Source organism: Allobosea sp. LC85 (assembly GCF_000735605.1).
Lineage (GTDB): Bacteria > Pseudomonadota > Alphaproteobacteria > Rhizobiales > Beijerinckiaceae > Allobosea.
Map to the genome: position 1 here is coordinate 19,179 of NZ_JPKG01000033.1, position 15,578 is coordinate 34,756.

Annotated in this window: 12 protein-coding genes; all 12 read right to left on the reverse strand. The window is 65.5% G+C overall.

Features of this window, described 5'->3' with window-relative positions:
- Nucleotides 1–40: 40 nt before the first annotated feature.
- Nucleotides 41–1,141, reverse strand: a complete 1,101-nt coding sequence (locus FG93_RS16265) for an enolase C-terminal domain-like protein (protein WP_043236190.1) — start codon at nucleotides 1,139–1,141, stop codon at nucleotides 41–43.
- A gap of 472 nt (nucleotides 1,142–1,613) precedes the next feature.
- The gene (locus FG93_RS16270; protein WP_043236193.1) at nucleotides 1,614–3,131 is read right to left on the reverse strand and encodes a DUF1254 domain-containing protein; all 1,518 of its coding nucleotides are present in this window, start codon (nucleotides 3,129–3,131) and stop codon (nucleotides 1,614–1,616) included.
- Nucleotides 3,132–3,304: 173 nt separating this feature from the next.
- Nucleotides 3,305–4,723, reverse strand: a complete 1,419-nt coding sequence (locus FG93_RS16275) for an FAD-binding oxidoreductase (protein WP_043236195.1) — start codon at nucleotides 4,721–4,723, stop codon at nucleotides 3,305–3,307.
- Between the two features lies 1 nt (nucleotide 4,724).
- Complete coding sequence (locus FG93_RS16280; RefSeq protein ID WP_043236197.1) at nucleotides 4,725–5,489, reverse strand: SDR family NAD(P)-dependent oxidoreductase; 765 nt, start codon at nucleotides 5,487–5,489, stop codon at nucleotides 4,725–4,727.
- Nucleotides 5,489–7,240, reverse strand: a complete 1,752-nt coding sequence (locus tag FG93_RS16285; RefSeq protein ID WP_081881592.1) for an SMP-30/gluconolactonase/LRE family protein — start codon at nucleotides 7,238–7,240, stop codon at nucleotides 5,489–5,491. Before FG93_RS16285 ends, FG93_RS16280 begins: the two co-directional genes overlap by 1 nt.
- Nucleotides 7,174–8,160 (reverse strand): NAD(P)-dependent oxidoreductase, encoded by a 987-nt coding sequence (locus tag FG93_RS16290; protein ID WP_043236200.1) that lies wholly within the window; start codon nucleotides 8,158–8,160, stop codon nucleotides 7,174–7,176. Before FG93_RS16290 ends, FG93_RS16285 begins: the two co-directional genes overlap by 67 nt.
- Nucleotides 8,157–9,281, reverse strand: a complete 1,125-nt coding sequence (locus tag FG93_RS16295; protein ID WP_043236202.1) for an ABC transporter ATP-binding protein — start codon at nucleotides 9,279–9,281, stop codon at nucleotides 8,157–8,159. The genes FG93_RS16290 and FG93_RS16295 overlap by 4 nt, the downstream gene beginning before the upstream one ends.
- Before the next feature lie 19 nt (nucleotides 9,282–9,300).
- Nucleotides 9,301–10,131: a carbohydrate ABC transporter permease gene (locus FG93_RS16300; RefSeq protein WP_043236205.1), complete on the reverse strand. Its 831-nt coding sequence runs from the start codon at nucleotides 10,129–10,131 to the stop codon at nucleotides 9,301–9,303.
- Nucleotides 10,132–10,141: 10 nt separating this feature from the next.
- Nucleotides 10,142–11,047 carry a carbohydrate ABC transporter permease gene (locus FG93_RS16305; RefSeq protein WP_043236207.1) on the reverse strand — a complete coding sequence of 302 codons (906 nt, stop codon included), beginning with the start codon at nucleotides 11,045–11,047 and terminating at the stop codon, nucleotides 10,142–10,144.
- A gap of 146 nt (nucleotides 11,048–11,193) precedes the next feature.
- Nucleotides 11,194–12,471 carry an ABC transporter substrate-binding protein gene (locus FG93_RS16310; RefSeq protein WP_043236209.1) on the reverse strand — a complete coding sequence of 426 codons (1,278 nt, stop codon included), beginning with the start codon at nucleotides 12,469–12,471 and terminating at the stop codon, nucleotides 11,194–11,196.
- A gap of 32 nt (nucleotides 12,472–12,503) precedes the next feature.
- Nucleotides 12,504–13,673 carry a mandelate racemase/muconate lactonizing enzyme family protein gene (locus FG93_RS16315; RefSeq protein WP_043236212.1) on the reverse strand — a complete coding sequence of 390 codons (1,170 nt, stop codon included), beginning with the start codon at nucleotides 13,671–13,673 and terminating at the stop codon, nucleotides 12,504–12,506.
- On the reverse strand, nucleotides 13,670–14,599 hold the full coding sequence (locus FG93_RS16320) for a dihydrodipicolinate synthase family protein (RefSeq protein ID WP_052513880.1): 930 nt from the start codon (nucleotides 14,597–14,599) through the stop codon (nucleotides 13,670–13,672). Before FG93_RS16320 ends, FG93_RS16315 begins: the two co-directional genes overlap by 4 nt.
- Between the last annotated feature and the right edge of the window lie 979 nt (nucleotides 14,600–15,578).

Genomic DNA, 15,578 nt, shown 5'->3' on the forward strand with positions numbered 1-15,578 from the left:
AGGGGCAAAATCGACGGATATCTGCCCTTGGACACCCCATTCAGATCTCACGCTGATGAACCTTCACGGCATCCTCGTCCCAGGACAGGCCGACGCCGGGAGTGTTGGGAATCCGCAACAGCCCCCCGTCGAGACCGAACGGCTCCTGAAGAATGGGATCGGCCCAATTCTGCCATTCGAGCCAGTGGGCGGTCTCGGTCACCCGCATCACGTGCGCCGCGACTTCGGGGTAGAGATGCGTGGAGATGGGCACGCCGGCAGTGCCCGCCATCGCCGCGGCCCGCAACCACCCCGTCACCCCGCCGATGCGCATGAAGTCCGGCATGACGTAGTCGCACGCTTTCATCTGGAGGGCGCGGTACAGGTCGCGTGGGCCATAGAAATTCTCTCCGATCTGGATCGGCGTCTTCAGCTCCGCGGCAAGCCGCGCATGACCCTCGAAGTTCTCGTAGACGACCGGCTCCTCGATCCAGGCGAGGCCGAACGCGTCGATCGCGTGGCAACGCTCCAATGCCTCGCCGAGGTTCAGGCCCTGATTGAAGTCGACCATCAGCGAGACGTCTCCGCCGACGGCGCTGCGGACGGCTTCAAGTGTCGCGATATCGTCCCGAAGGCGCTCGCGCCCGAGACGCAGTTTGAGGCCTTCGAACCCGCCTTCGTCGCGCAGCTCGATGGCCTCCGCCGCGACGGCCTGCGGTTCCTGCAGCCACAGCCCATTGCTGTTATAGGCCCGCACCGGGCCGACGGATCCGCCGAGGAGCACGCAGAGTGGCAGGTTCGCCGCCTTCGCGAGCGCGTCCCATGCCGCCATGTCGAGACCGGAGACGGCAATCTGGGACACCCCCTGGTACCCGACGAAATGCAGCGACTTGCGCGCCAGATCATAGAGATCGAGCGGCGAGACCCGACGCCCCTTGAGCAGATCCCCGAAATCCAGGATGGCGGGGACCAGGTAGCGCATCGCCTTGATCGTGTACGGCTCGAGGTAGCTTCTGCCGACAATGCCTTCCTCGGTGGTCAGATCGATGAGGACGAGGGGCCATTCCGTGATGGTGGCGATGCGCGCCACCACCGGGCGTCTGAGCTTCAGGACGACCGCGCGGGCCGTTATGCTTGCGAAGGTGAGCGGGGGTACCGTCATTCGCATCCCTCCTGGCCCCATGTCGCTGGCCCCATGTCGGCGATCGCACGGCAAGTCTTGCGCGCCAAGCCAAGTATTGCGCGCCAAGCATTGCGCGCTTGACACGCCCATGACGCATCAGCCCTGCGGGGCAAGGGGCTTTGTGCCCATCAACTGCCTTGCTGTCCCGTGCGGCGGAGCGCACGTTTTCTCGTTGGGGTTCTTCGCGACGACAACTCTCGTCGGAAACGACCCGCTGCGCAACGGCTTCGCGCGGATCTGGATGGAGGCGGAGAGGCGAAGTCCGGGCTATCGGACGCTGCCGCCTGATGAAATGTCAGCTAGCGAACCGAGATCGAAGGGGCAAGATCGACCCAAACCGGACGGCTGCCTGGCCGGAAGGCGCCAGCAGCCATCTCTCAGCGAAATCGATCCAGTCTACTCCGGGGCCGGAAGCCCCGGATATGTCCGGCAACGGGGTTGCCGTTAGCGTTCACTGCCTGACGAGTTCGATCTCGCCCGGCTTCCAGGTCTTGTCGAACCACGGTTCCAGCGGGCCATAAAGGCGAAGGATCATGAACCAGCCCTTGCCTGGAATCGTCTGCACCCAGTTGTTCTCCAGTCCCGCCGGGGCCTTGGGTCCGAAGTGGACATCCACCGAACCATCCGCATTGACCTTGACCCCCTTGTTCTGGCTGCTGACGCTTGGGGCTTGCTGGTCGGTTTGCACCATCGAGCGGGTCTGGTTGTCGTAGACGATGACCGACCAGAAATCCTTGACCGGGACATTCGGCGGCAGGCGCAGCTTGTAAGTCTTGCCGCCATCAAAGGGATTTCCATTCGAATCCTGAACCGACCATGGATATTGCGAGCCCTTGCCCACCATCTTCTCCTCCATCGCCGGCGTGACGCCGATGGCGAAGTAATAGTAGAAGACAGCACCATCCAGGTTGCTGACACCGGGCGCCGCCTCGAACTTGTAGCCGCCGAAAAACGGCAGGCGCCACGTACTGTCCGGATAGAAATACGCGTCCTTCGCGCGAACCTTGAAGGCGATCGTCCGCGCCGTCACGGCGCCGATATTGGCGGCGTCGGTGAGGATCTTCTTCATCCGCTCATCGGGATTGAAGGGCTGGCCCTTGACGATGCCGATCGAGGCGAACAGGCCCAAGGTGGTGGGATCGGAACCGTCCGCCGGCTCTTCCTGGATGACCTGGTTCAACAGGCTCCAGAACGAGTAGTCACCCGGTGCGACGAAGTTCGATGGAATTCCCGAGGCGTTGACGAATTTCATCGGCGGCGGGTTGGCGGCCTCGTCCAGGCGATAAATCCGCAAATTCTTCTTGACCGAGTCGACCCCGGGTTTGGTGGAACCGTCCACGACGAAGGCGCGAAAGACAAGGTAGTTGCCGAAGGTGCTCGGCCGCACGACATGATACCCCGGTGGTATGTCGCCCTTGTATCCCGGCGGCAGCAGGAGGTACTTGCCGCCTTCGCCCTTGTCGGCGCCGGTGATGCCGATATCGGCCACCCACTTGTACCAGAAGTCGTCGACCATCCCGAGAACCTTGGGCGGTATCTCGGCCACCAACGGTCCCTTGCTCGTGTCGACCCAGACGTAGTTATAGATCGTGTTGTCGTTGGCCGTCAGCTCGACGGTTCGCGGATCGACCAGGTTTTCCCAGATCACGTCGGTCTGGTTGTCAGGCCCGAACTTGCGTATCGAGTCGCGCATGCCGGCCTGATTGACGATCGGAATCGCCAGCAGATAAGCCTGTAGCGCGCGCGAACGGTCCAGGTTGTCGTAGATTTTCTCGACGGTATCGGCCGAGGGGTAGCCGTAATCGAGATTCAGCGTCCCGATCGAGGACTCGATCTTGTCCGGCACCGCGACGCCCGATGCGAAAGGCGTCGTCATTTTCATCTTCGGCACCGTGTCGGCGGAAGCGGTGGCCAGGCCCATCAGCACCAACGCGGCGGCGGCGGAAAGCAGTCTCGTCGTGCGCATCATTCTCTTTCCCCTTGGACAGCCACAGCAACCATCGGTCGTTTCCCATGAGGCAGTCAATCGCGACAGATACCTTCTTGCGCCGCGACGGCGTTGCGCCACCACTCATTTTGCGCCAGGCCTGAAGTGCCCTCGACCTCGGTCCCACGAAGCCGACGCTCCCGTGGCGTGTGATCTCACGCGGCGAGGACGGCGCCTGGATTGAGGATGCCAAGCGGGTCGAAGGCGTGCTTCACGCGCCGCATCAATGCGAGAGCCTCGGGCTGCGCAGCTTGCGCAAACGCGCCGACCAGCGAGTGGCCGATGCCGTGCTCGGCCGTGATGCTGCCGCCGAGCCGCGTGACGATATCGAAGACGCAGGCATTCACCGCGGCCGCAGTGGCAGCGAAGGCTGCGGCGTTGGGGACCTCGGCCTTCGGGAACAGCAGGGTCACATGGATGTTGCCGTCGCCGATATGGCCGACGAAGAGCGGGCGCGCGCTCGGAAAGCAGCGGGCGGCGGCCTGCTCGACGGCCGTGATCAGCGCCGGAACATCGGCGGTGGCGACGCTGGTGTCGTGCGGGACGCTGGGTCCGGCGAGCCGGTTCGCCTCCGCCACAGCCAGGCGGATCGTCCAGATCGCCTGGGCCTGCGCCTCGCTGCTGGCGATGACGGCATCCGTCAGAACCTCCGCCTCCAGCGCTGCTCCCAGAACCTCGGTGAGGATGCGCTCGACATCGGCCTCGCGGTCGCTGTCGGCGATCTCGATGAAGCCATACCAGGGATGGCGCTCGCCGAGGGGCAGGGTGGTCGTCGGCACGAGCGCAAGCGTCAGCCCCATCTCGGCATCGCACATCAGTTCGAAGCTGGAGATGCGCGCGCCGGCGACGCTCCGCAACCGGTGCAGCACCTGCAGCGCTGCAGCGGGGCTGGCGAAACCGCAAAGCGCGGTCGCGCTCACGCTCGGCCGCGCGAACAGTTTGAACGCGGCGGCCGTGATGATGCCGAGCGTCCCCTCCGAGCCGATCAGCATGTCGCGCAGGGCGTAGCCGGCATTGTCCTTGCGCAGGGGTTTCAGACCCCGGATCACGGCGCCGTCGGCCTGCACGAACTCCAGCCCAAGCACGAGATCGCGCACCGTGCCGTAGCGAATGACGTTGATGCCGCCGGCATTGGTCGCGACGATGCCGCCGATCTGGCATGAGCCCTCGCTGCCGAGGCTGAGCGGAAACAGCCGGTCGGCCTCGGTGGCCGCCCGCTGAACATCGGTCAGCACGCAGCCGGCCTCCGCGACCAGCGTATCGCCGAGGACATCGACCGAGCGGATTTGGTTGAGCCGGCCGAGCGAGAGCATGATCGCCTCGCCAGAACCGTCAGGCGTCGCGCCGCCCGACAGGCCGGTGTTGCCGCCCTGGGGCACGACGGGCGTGCGGGTCTGCGTCGCCCAGCGCATGATCGCCGACACCTCCTCGACCGTGCGCGGACGCAGGATCGCTTGGGCCCGGCCGTGTCGGCGCCCGCGCCAGTCGCTGAGATAAGGCGCCATCGCGGCCGGCTCGGTCACGATCCCGGCTGGGTCGAGCACGGCTTCGAGCGGCTGGAGCTTTGCTGACATCTCAGACTGTCCCGGCATCGACGATGAAGTTCTGGCCCGTGCACATGCGCGAGACATCCGAGGCGAGGAACAACGCCATTGCGGCGATGTCTGCGGGCAGGATCTCGCCTTTGAGCGCCTGCGCGCGCTGCGCTGCCTGCGAGCGCTCCGGCGTCATGTGAAGGCGTCGTTGGCGCTCGGTCATGACCCAGCCCGGCGTCAGGCAGTTCACGCGGATATTGTCGCTCCCGAGTTCGCGCGCCAGCGAACGGGTGAAGCCGAGCACTGCGGCCTTTGCCGTCGTATAGGCGATCATGCCAGGCGCCCCCTTCATCCAGGAGGTCGAGCCCAGATTGATCAGCGAGCCGCCGCCGAGCGCCTTCATGTCGGCAGCCAGGTTTTGAGCGACGAACATCATCGGGCGAAGATTGACCGCGAAACGGTCGTCCCAATAGTCCGGCGTCACGGCGTCGAAGGCGTGGCGCTCGTCATGACCGGCATTGTTGATGCCGATCGCGAACGGGCCACAGACGGTGCGCGCCGAGGCGATCGCGGCTTGCGTCATTGCGATATCGCGCAGGTCGACGGCATGGAACGAGACCGCCGCGCCGTTCTCCGTCAGCCGCTTTGCAAGCGCCTCACCGCGCTCCTTGTCCACGTCGAGCGACGCGACCCTCACCTTCTGGCACGCCAGCGCCTCGACGATCGCCTGCCCGATGCCATCGGCACCGCCGGTCACCAGCGCGGCCTTTCCCGCAAGATCAGGATAGATCGCTGCCAACGCCATCAGCCGAATTCCGCCGCCGGCAGTCCGGGCACATCGACCGGCAGCGTGAACAGCCCGCCGGAGAAGGGCGCCTCCGTCAGGATGCGCGACGGCAACCGCACCCGCGCACTGGTGATGAACAGCGTCTTCAGGTCGTCGCCGCCGAAGGCGATGCTGGTCGGGCGCGGGATCGGCAGCTTGACCTCGCGCACGAGCGAGCCGTCGGGCGCATAGCGATGCAGGCACCAGCCATCCCAGATCGCGCACCAGACAAAGCCCTCGGCATCGACCGCCAGCCCATCGGGGCGGCCCGAAGCCGCGTCGATCTCGACAAAAATCCGGCGGCGCTTCAGCTGTCCCGCAGTCTCGTCGAAATCATAGGCATAGATCCGGCCCGGCGCGGAATCCGCGAAATAGAATGTCCGCCCGTCCGGGCTCCAATCCAGGCCGTTGGCGACGGTCAGTCCGCTCTCATGGCGCTCCCAGGACAAATCGGGCTTGATCGCATAGAGCGAACCGCTGGTCCGGCTGGCGTCGAGCCGCATCGTCCCCGCCCAGAGCCGGCCCTGCCGATCGCATTTGCCGTCGTTGAAGCGGTTGTCGGAAATCTCGGCTTCGGGATCGACGAGAGGCGTCAGCGTGCCGCTGGCGAAGTCGAAGCCTTCGAGTCCGGCTTGCGTCAGCGCCATCAGGCCGCCATCGCGTCGACCGACCACGGCGCTGACCAGGCGCGGCAGCACGACCTCCTCATTGGCACCCGTCGCAGGGTCGAAGCGATTGATCGAGGGCGCCAGGATATCGACCCAATAGAGCCGCTTCTCGCGCACCGACCAGACCGGTCCCTCGGCCAGATGCGCGCCCCAGGGCAGGACGCATTCGACCTGCGGATCCGAGGCGCGGCCCGAGCGCGTGCTCGGCGTGATGTTCATCGGCGTCGCGCCGACATTGCCGGAAATCTGGCGCGCAGCCGCCATCAGATCGCGGCCGGTGACATGCAGCCGGTCGCGGGTCAGGCGCGAACTCGGCCCGAACACGCCGATCGCCGCGACCGCCCGGCCGGTATGGTCGAAGATCGGTGCCGCGACCGAGGAGACCCCCGCGACATGCTCCTCGAGCGAGACCGCATAGCCGCGCGCACGGCTCAGCGCGAGATCGGCCAGCAAGGCGTCCTCCTGCGTGAAGGTCACATCGGTGAAGCCGGTCAGCATCATCCGATCGAAGATGGCGCGCTGCTCATGCGGCTGGGCGAAGGCGAGCAAAGCCTTGCCGCCGGCGGTGCAATGCAAGGGCGCGCGCCGGCCGATCTCGATGCGGAAGCCATAGGCTCCGCCCCGGCTGCGCTGGTCGATATAGAGCACCTCGTCATTATCGATCGCGCACAGAGCCGCCGTCTCGCGCGTCTCCTCGGCGAGGCGATCGAGCACCGGAGCTGCCGCCCCGCGCAGATCGAAGGATTCCCAGACGCGATGGGCCAGCTCGAACAGGCGATGGCCCAGCCTGTAGGTGTTGTCGCTGTCCTCCTGCCGGATCAGCCGGAACAGCACGAGCGTGTTGAGCAGGCGCGCCAGCGTGCCCTTGGGCAGGCCGGTCGCGGCCTGGAGGTCCTTGAAGCGCGGGGGTGTCGCGGCCTCGCCGATCACGTCGAGCAGATAGAGCCCCTTGGCCAGGGCCGCCGCGCCGGTCGGGACATCGCGCTCGTCCGGCTTCAGGACGCGCGTGTCGCCTGCGCCTGCGCCTGCGCCGCCTCGTTCATCATGCGCTCGAACGTCCATCGCGGCTCATATCCCAGTTCGGTCCGAATCCTGGCGTTCGACGTCTCGTAGAAGACGCCGGCGCCCGGCAGGTCGATGGTCTTCAGGGGCAGTCCCGTCAACTCGGCCATGCGCGGCAGGGCCTCGGCGAAATCGACGGGGTCGGTCGCGCCGAGATTATAGGTCCGGCCCGCCGCGCCTTGATGATCGAGCGCCAACAGGATGCCGTCGACCATGTCGCGGGTGTCGGTGATGTGCATGCGGAAGGGCCGGCCCGCCTCGTTGCGCGAGAGAACCAGGGCCTCGCTGCCATCATCGGCCTGCTTCAGCAGGGCGACCGCCGCGGCATTGCCAAAGCCCTCCTGCTGCCGGATTTTCGGGTGCAGGAAGAAGCGCGGCCCGGAAAAGAAGCTGGCGGGATCGAGCAGCTCGGTCGCGTCCTGGGTATGCGAGAAGCGCAGGATCGTCGCCGGCGTGCCGCTGGTCCGCTCGAAGAAGCGCACGAGTTCCTCGCCGATCAGCTTCGTCAGCCCATAGGGCGAGCGCGGCCTGAGGGGATGCGCCTCGTCGACCGGGAGATAGTCCGGCACGTTCTCGGGATAGACCTCGCCGGAGCTGGCGAAGAGGAAGCATTTCAGCTTCAGCCTTGCGGCCTCCTCGAGGATCACCCTCGTGCCCTCGACATTGGCGGAGAACAGCCTGTCGCGATCGGCCGGGAGCCAGGACATGAACGCGCCGAGATGCAGGATCGCATCAGTGCCCGCGACCGCTTCGGCCGCCTTGGCGCGATCGTCGAAGCCGCCGACGACCTCGCGATAAGCCGGATGCGAGATGCCGGCCGAGCGCAGGTCGAACCCCGTGACAGGGCGGCCGGCATCGAGCAGGCGCTTCACCACGCGCGAGCCGACGCGCCCGGCGCTGCCGGTGACCAGGACACTCATCGGATAGCACCTTGCGTCGTGGCGTCGAAGACATGCAGCCGGGCCGGATCGAACGACAGGGTCAGGCGCTCGCCCGGTGGCCGCCCCTCGGGATTGATCAGTCTCGCGATCAGCGAATGGCCGCGCGCATCGTCGTCTGCGACCGCCTGGCCGACGCGCACGCGGTTTTCCGCCGGCAGGTCGACATAGACATATTGCTCGCTGCCCAGGCTCTCGACGAGGCGCGGCTGGACCTCGAAGGTCACGGGCCCGGGCCCGGCCGCGATATGCTCGGGCCTCAGGCCGACGATGACATCCTTGCCGACAAGCGCTCCGGCGTTCCCCAACCGCAGCGCCACATCCCTCCCGAACAGACGCACCTCCGTTCCGCCTGCAGCCGCCGTGACCGGCGATTGCAGGAAGTTCATGCCGGGCGAACCGATGAAGCCGGCGACGAAGAGGTTGGCCGGCTCGCGGAACATCCTGTCGGGGTGGGCGATCTGCTGGATCTCGCCATCCTTCATGATGACGATGCGGTCGGCCATCGTCATGGCTTCGGTCTGGTCGTGGGTGACATAGATCGTGGTGACGCCGAGCCGCTTGTGCAACGCGCTGATCTCGGCCCGGGTATGGACGCGCAGCTTGGCGTCGAGGTTCGACAGCGGCTCGTCCATCAGGAAGGCCTGCGGTTCGCGCACAATCGCGCGCCCCAGGGCGACGCGCTGGCGTTGCCCACCCGAGAGCGCGCGCGGGCGCCTGTCGAGGAGATGGTCGATGCCGAGGATTTTTGCGGCTTCAGCGACACGGCGCTCGATCTCGCCGGCCTCGGTGCCGCGCATCTTCAGGCCGAAGCCCATGTTTCTGGCGACCGTCAGATGCGGATAGAGCGCGTAGTTCTGGAAGACCATGGCGATGTCGCGGTCGCCGGGCGCGAGATCGGTGACGTCGCGCTCTCCGATCGAGACCTTGCCCGACGAAGCCTCTTCAAGACCGGCGAGGATCTTCAGCATTGTCGACTTGCCGCAGCCCGACGGTCCGACCAGCACGACGAACTCGCCGTCGGCGATATCGAGCGAGAAGTCCTTGAGCACGGCGAGGCTGCCATAGGATTTGGTGACGTGCTCGATTTTGATGCCGGCCATGTGGTGAACAGTCCCAGGCTTATTTCTCGGCGCCGGCCGTGAGGCCGCCGACGAGATAGCGTTCGAGGAAGAGGTAGATCAGCAGGATCGGCAGGGCGATGAGGATCGAGGCTGCCGATATGTCGCTCCAGTTGCTGACATATTCGCCCTTCATCGTGGTGATGCCGAGATTGGCGGTCCAGTTGCCCTGGGCGTTGGTCAGGAAGGTGCGCGCATAGGCGTAGTCCGACCAGGACAGCACGAAGCCGTAGAGCGCGGTCGCCGCCAATCCCGGCGCCGAGACCGGCAGGATCACCCGGAACATCGCGCCGAGCGGCGAGCAGCCATCGACCATCGCCGCCTGCTCCAGCTCACGCGGGATCGTGTCGAAATAGCCTTTCAGCATCCAGGTCGTGAAGGGGATGATCAGCGTGGCGTGGGCCAGGATGATCGACCACAGGCTGCCGATCAGTTCGAGCTGGCGGAAGATGCCGAAGAGCGGGATCACCAGCAGCGTCGCCGGCAGCATCTTCGCGGTCAGGATGAACAGGCCGAGCGACTGGCCGCCGCGCACCTTGAACCGCGACAGGCTGTAGCCCGCCAGCACCGAGACGACCATCGAGAGCGTCACCGCGCCGATCGCGGCGAGCGCCGAATTTCCGAGCCAGAGCAGGATCGGCCGCTCGGCCAGGATCTGCCCGAACACGCCCCAGCGCGGGTGGTCGGGCCAGAAATTAGGCGGCAGCTGGCGCAGCTGGTCGGGCTCCGACAGCGCCGTGACGACGAGCCAGTAGATCGGGAAGACCAGCAGCGCGCAGGTGATCAGGACCGTGGCGTAGAGGATGATGCTGTCGCGGGGTTTGCGTCTCATGGCAGCGGCCTCACATCGTGTCCGGAGCGCGCGAGATCAGCAGCCGGCTGGCGATGACGCAGACGATCAGCGTGATGACGCCGATGGCCGAGGCATAGCCCATCTTGAAGAAGCCGAAGGCCTGCTCATAGGTCATGATCGAAAGGCTTTGCGTGGCTTTCAGCGGCCCGCCGCCGGTCAGCACGTAGATGATCGAGAAATCCCGGAAGACCCAGAGCATCACCAGCACGAGCGTGACGCCCAGCACCGGCATCAGCGAGGGAATGGTGATATGGGTGAGCCGCTGCCAGGCGCTGGCGCCGTCGACGCGGGCGGCGTTGTAGAAATCCTCGGGGATCGACTGCAGCCCCGCCAGCATCATGATCGAGACGAAGGGATAGCCCTTCCAGACCATGACGACGCAGACCACCGCAAACGACGCGCTCGGCGAGGAGAACCAGTTGATCGTGGTGTCGATGAGGCCGAGCTTGATGAAAACCCAGTTCATCAGGCCGAAGGACGAATCGAACAGCCAGGCGAAGATCACGACCGCGATCACCTCCGGCACCGCCCAGGGCAGGGCGACCAGAAGCCTCGCCAGGGCCTGCCCCTTGAAGCGGTTGTTGACCAGAAGCGCGGTCGACAGGCCCAGTACGAAGCAGAAGAAGCTGACGATGGTGACCAGCTTGAAGGTCACCCAGCAGGCATTCCAGAAATCCTCCGAGGCGAACAGGCGCTCGTAATTGAGCGTGGTGAAGGGCCGGCGCGGCTGGTCGAGCCGCGCGATGTTGACGTTCTGGAACGAGAGGTCGACCGACACGAACAGGGGATAGACGATGATCAAGCCGATCAGCAGCACCGCCGGCGCAAGCAGGAGATAGCCGAGCCAGTGGCGCCGGCTTGGCCTTGCGAGATCGAGGAAGGCTGATCGGGACATCGGTGTCTCCTGTCGCTCGCCGTCATTTTCGGGCGGCGCGCAGCGTCGACCCAAAGACGCTCATGATGAGCCGGCACGGGTTTCCGAGATGGCCGGGTCAAGCCCGGCCAAAAGCCCGGCCAAAAGCCCGGCCATGACGAATGGAGTCACTGCTTCTGCAGCGCCTCGGCCTTCTTCTGCATGGTGGCGGCGACGACCTTCGGGTCGAGGTCCTGGATGATCATCCGCTGCGATTCCTCCATGACCATCTTGGCGAACTCGTTGAAGGAGAGTTCCAGCCCCTTGGGGATGCGGTCGACCTTGGCTTCGGCAGCCGTCCTGGTCGCCCTTACCAGCAGGTCGAAATGCGGTGTGTCCTTCGAGGCGGCCGAGGTGTCGGCGCGCGGGCTCGGCGGCGGCGAGGCGCCCAGGGTCGCGTAGCTCGCCTGGAACTTGTCGGAGGTCGCGATCTGGATGAAGTCCCAGACCAGCTTCTTGTTCTCCTTGGGCGCGTCGGCTGCGATGCCGAGCACGTTCGACGACCCGCCCATCGGGGGGTTGAACGGCACCATGCCGAGCTTGATCTGGTCCTTGGCCTTGCCCTTCTGGATGATCGGCCAGAGCCAGGGACCGTCGCTCTTGAGCGCGATCTTGCCGTCGGCGAACATCTGGCGGACTTCGCCGGCTGCAAGGTCGCGCGGCGTCAGGCTATCCTTGACGATGGTCTTCCAGCGCGACAGGCCTTCGACCATCTGCGGAGTGTCGATGGTGACCTTGCCCGCATCATTGGTCCAGCGGCCGCCGGCATCGAGCGTGTAGTTCATCATCTCGCTCATATACTGGCCGCCGCCGCCCTTGGTCTCGTGGCCGGTGCCGAACTGGTCGACGATGCCGTCGCCGTTCAGATCCTTGGTCAGCTTGCGCGCGGCGGCGAGGAATTCGGCATAGTTCTTGGGAACCTCGATGCCTTCCTTCTTCAGCAAGTCCTCGTTGTAGGCGAAGATGTTGCCGAAATAGAGCATCATCGTGCAGACGGTCTGCTTGTTCCAGACGCAGGTGTCCTGGCCGGCCCAGCCCTTCATGTCGAGCTTGGCGTCCTTGACGTAGCCGTCGAGCGGGTCCAGCCAGCCATTATCGGCGAATTTCTGGAACTCGAAGGAGGCGAGGTGGACGATGTCGGGTGGCTTTCCGCCGGCAAACAGCGTCGTCATCGTGTCGGCATAGGCGCCGCGCTCGACCTTGGTCCATTCGATCTTGACGCCGGGATGCGTCGCCTCGAACTCCTTGATCACGGAAGCCCACCAATCGCCAACGCCGCGCTCGTCCTTCTGCCAGGACACGAATTTGAGCACCTTGCCCTGGGCAAGCGCGGCGCTCGAGGTGAAGCCCGCGCCCAAGGCCAGAGCGAGCGCGGCGGCGGAGAGAAACAACCTTGTCTTCGGCATGACGTGATCTCCCTGGTCCCTGGTTTTTGTTTTTAGTGTTTTCGCAGAAGCTCCAGCGCCTCTCGCGACGGCGCGACGCCCAGCCCCGCACCCGTCGGAAGGGTGTAGAGGCCCTGGCTACAATCCATGTCGCCAACGAGCAGCCGGCGGTTGGGCTCGAAGATCGAGTGCTGGTATTCGTGGCATTCCACCGCCGACAAGGCGGAGCTGGCATGCAGGCTCGCGGCCAGGAACAGGCCGATGCCGATGGTCGCGTGCGGGATCACTTTGAGATGATGCGCCTGCGCGTAAAGCCCGATGCGCATGAACTCGGTCACGCCCTTGTGCCCCATCTCGGGCTGGACGATGGCGCAGGCCCGGCGCGAGACGCGCGGCACCATGTCGTAGACGGTGCGCCACTCCTCGCCGACCGCGATCGGGGTCGAGACATGGGCCGCGACATGAGCAAGCCCGTCGAGATCCTCCGGCTTCACCGGCGCCTCGGCGAACCAGAGCCCGTGCGGTTCCATCGCCCTGATCATCGCGACCGCTTCCTCGCCGCCATGGGCCCAGTGCATGTCGCAGGCGATGCGCGCGCCCGGGCCCAGTCGCGCGCGCAAGGTCTCGATCTCGGCGACGACGCCGTCATCGGCGACAGGCGCGGCGAACTTGAAGCTGTCGAAACCCTTGGACTGCCATTCCACCGCGAACGCGGCGCGCTCGCTGCGGCTCGATTTCGGCAGGCCGGAGATGTAGGCCGGCAGGCGCTCATGGCGCTGCCCGCCGAGCAGCTTGACCAGCGGCAGGTCGGCGAGCCTGCCGCAAATATCCCAGAGCGCGATGTCGATCGCCGCCAGCGCGTCGAGATAGAAGCCGCCGGTGTAACCGCGCACCCGCATCAGATCATAGAGATCGTCATGGATCACGCTGACGTCGCGCGGATCGCGACCGACCACGAAAGGTCCGAGCAGGTCGTCGATGATCGCGATCACCGCGCCCGGCGCGACGATGCCATAGGTCTCGCCCCAGCCGACTGCTCCGCTCGCTGTCTCCACGCGCACGACCACGGTCCGGTCGAACACCGGATAGACGGTGCGATTGCCCTTGCGCACGACATAGCCGCGCTCGTTGACGGTCTCGCCCTCGCGCAGCGCGCCGAGATAGGGCGTATCGCGCGGGATGGTGATCGAGAAGACTTCGACCCTGGCGACCCGCTCGCTCATCCGCGAACTCCGGCGGTTCGCGCCCGCGGAGCCGCATCAGACATCAGATCGGCCGACGCATCGAGCCAGGCATCGATCTCGGCGATGTCATGGGCATCCATGTCAGGCACCTTCGCGCGGACGATGGTGTTGTCGAGGATGCCCCGGCGCGACAGCACATGCTTGGTGAAGGCCATGCGGAAATTCGCCTGAATCACCAGCAGCGGCAGCGTGCGCATGTAGAGCTCCCGCGCCCGGCCGATATCGCCGGCCCGGAAGGCGCGGTCCATCGCGACATGGACATCGGCAAGCTCGATCGCCGGCATCGCCCCGCAGGCGCCGCGATTGTACTCGTCGACGAAATAGCGCGCCCCGCCGCCACCGATCACGCCCTTGAGATGGGCGGGCTTGCCGGCGATCAGCGCCGAGATCGCCAGCCCCGAAGGCAGCGTCTCTTCCTTGACATAGGTGATCGCGGGATTGTCGCGCACGATGTCCAGAATGGTCTGCGGCTTCAAATCCGAGCCGCGCGGGGCCGGCGCATTCTGCAGCACGATCTCGCAGCCCGGCAGGGCCTCGGCGATCGTCCTGTAGAAGGCCGCGACGGCTTCAGTGCCCGCGCCGACGCTCTTGGGCGCCTGGATCATGAAGGTCGAGACGCCCTCGGCCAGCGCCTCGCGCGCATGCGCGATCGCCAGTTCGGCGCTCGGCGCGCTGGCGCCCGCCACGACCGGGATGCGGCCGCCGACCCGGCCGACGACCGCCTTCAGCAGGGCCGCGCGCTCCGGGCCGCTGAGCTCGTCGACCTCGCTGGCGAAACCTGGAAACACCACGCCGTCGACCCCGGCCCCGATCGCGAAATCGGTAATCCGCGCCATGGCGGCGGCGTCGATCTCGCCGCTCCAGGTGAACGGCGTCGGCAGGACAGGCAGAATTCCCGTAAGCACGGCCAACCTCCCGTTTGATCCATATATTGGATCAATTGTTATTTAATATGGACCATACCTTGGGGATGCGCGCCTCGTCAATCGCAGCCGCGGCTGGTCGGCCGGTCACCGAACATGCCAGGCTCGGCGCGTCTTATCGCGGCCATCCGCGAAGCGCCGTGCCCTTGTTGGCGCATCTGGGCCAACCCGGCGGCTCACGGGACGTGCAGCGTCCCACCTCCTGCGACCTTCGGAACGTCTGCTCATGGGCAATTCCCTGGCGGCTTTCCGCGCACCGGGAGGGCGGTCGCAGGTGCGAGCCAAGCGCTCGATTTGATCCGCTGAGACGTCGGCCAGGTCGCGCCATTTCCAGGCCCAGGCTCAGGCCGTCGACCGAACAAACCCTGGGTTTTGGAACTTGTCCGCCAGGCCGTTCGTTCCCTGCTGTCCGGGCGTCGACAAGGTCCGGTTCGGCCTGATCTTTAATTTGCCAGGTGCGGGCTGTCGCACGCTGCCGCGGGATAAAAACGTCAGCTTGCGAACCGAGGTCGAAGGGGCAGGATCGACTCAAACCGGACGGCTGCCCAGCCAGGAGGCGCAGGCCTCGGCTTGGTCTGGCTATGCAGCAACGTGATTGCTGCCCACGCTGGCTGTCATCTCTCAGCGAAATCGGTCTGGCTTACTCCGGTCCGGAAACCCCGGATCTATCCGATCATGAGGTCACCGTTAGATCATGGACCGGATCTCGTATCGGGTTCGATGATCCAAACTTCTGTGTTTGCATCGGCTTTTCCGAAAACCGCAATCCACTTTTCGGGCCGATGCCTTCGTGTTCACTGCCAGACGAGTTCGATCTCGCCCGGCTTCCAGGTCCTGTCGAACCATGGTTCGATGGGATCCGATTTCTGCGACGCGGTTTGGCATGATCCTTGATCTGCCAGCTACCGGCTATCGCAGGCTGCCGCCGGATAGAACGTCAACTTGCGAACCGAGGCCGAAA

Excerpts from the sequence above, each read along its gene's own strand:
- FG93_RS16305 (WP_043236207.1), bottom strand. The coding sequence starts at position 11,047 with ATGTCCCGATCAGCCTTCCTCGATCTCGCAAGGCCAAGCCGGCGCCAC.
- FG93_RS16275 (WP_043236195.1), bottom strand. The coding sequence starts at position 4,723 with ATGTCAGCAAAGCTCCAGCCGCTCGAAGCCGTGCTCGACCCAGCCGGG.
- FG93_RS16315 (WP_043236212.1), bottom strand. The coding sequence starts at position 13,673 with ATGAGCGAGCGGGTCGCCAGGGTCGAAGTCTTCTCGATCACCATCCCG.
- FG93_RS16285 (WP_081881592.1), bottom strand. The coding sequence starts at position 7,240 with ATGGACGTTCGAGCGCATGATGAACGAGGCGGCGCAGGCGCAGGCGCA.
- FG93_RS16265 (WP_043236190.1), bottom strand. The coding sequence starts at position 1,141 with ATGACGGTACCCCCGCTCACCTTCGCAAGCATAACGGCCCGCGCGGTC.
- FG93_RS16310 (WP_043236209.1), bottom strand. The coding sequence starts at position 12,471 with ATGCCGAAGACAAGGTTGTTTCTCTCCGCCGCCGCGCTCGCTCTGGCC.
- FG93_RS16295 (WP_043236202.1), bottom strand. The coding sequence starts at position 9,281 with ATGGCCGGCATCAAAATCGAGCACGTCACCAAATCCTATGGCAGCCTC.
- FG93_RS16300 (WP_043236205.1), bottom strand. The coding sequence starts at position 10,131 with ATGAGACGCAAACCCCGCGACAGCATCATCCTCTACGCCACGGTCCTG.
- FG93_RS16270 (WP_043236193.1), bottom strand. The coding sequence starts at position 3,131 with ATGATGCGCACGACGAGACTGCTTTCCGCCGCCGCCGCGTTGGTGCTG.
- FG93_RS16290 (WP_043236200.1), bottom strand. The coding sequence starts at position 8,160 with ATGAGTGTCCTGGTCACCGGCAGCGCCGGGCGCGTCGGCTCGCGCGTG.
- FG93_RS16280 (WP_043236197.1), bottom strand. The coding sequence starts at position 5,489 with ATGGCGTTGGCAGCGATCTATCCTGATCTTGCGGGAAAGGCCGCGCTG.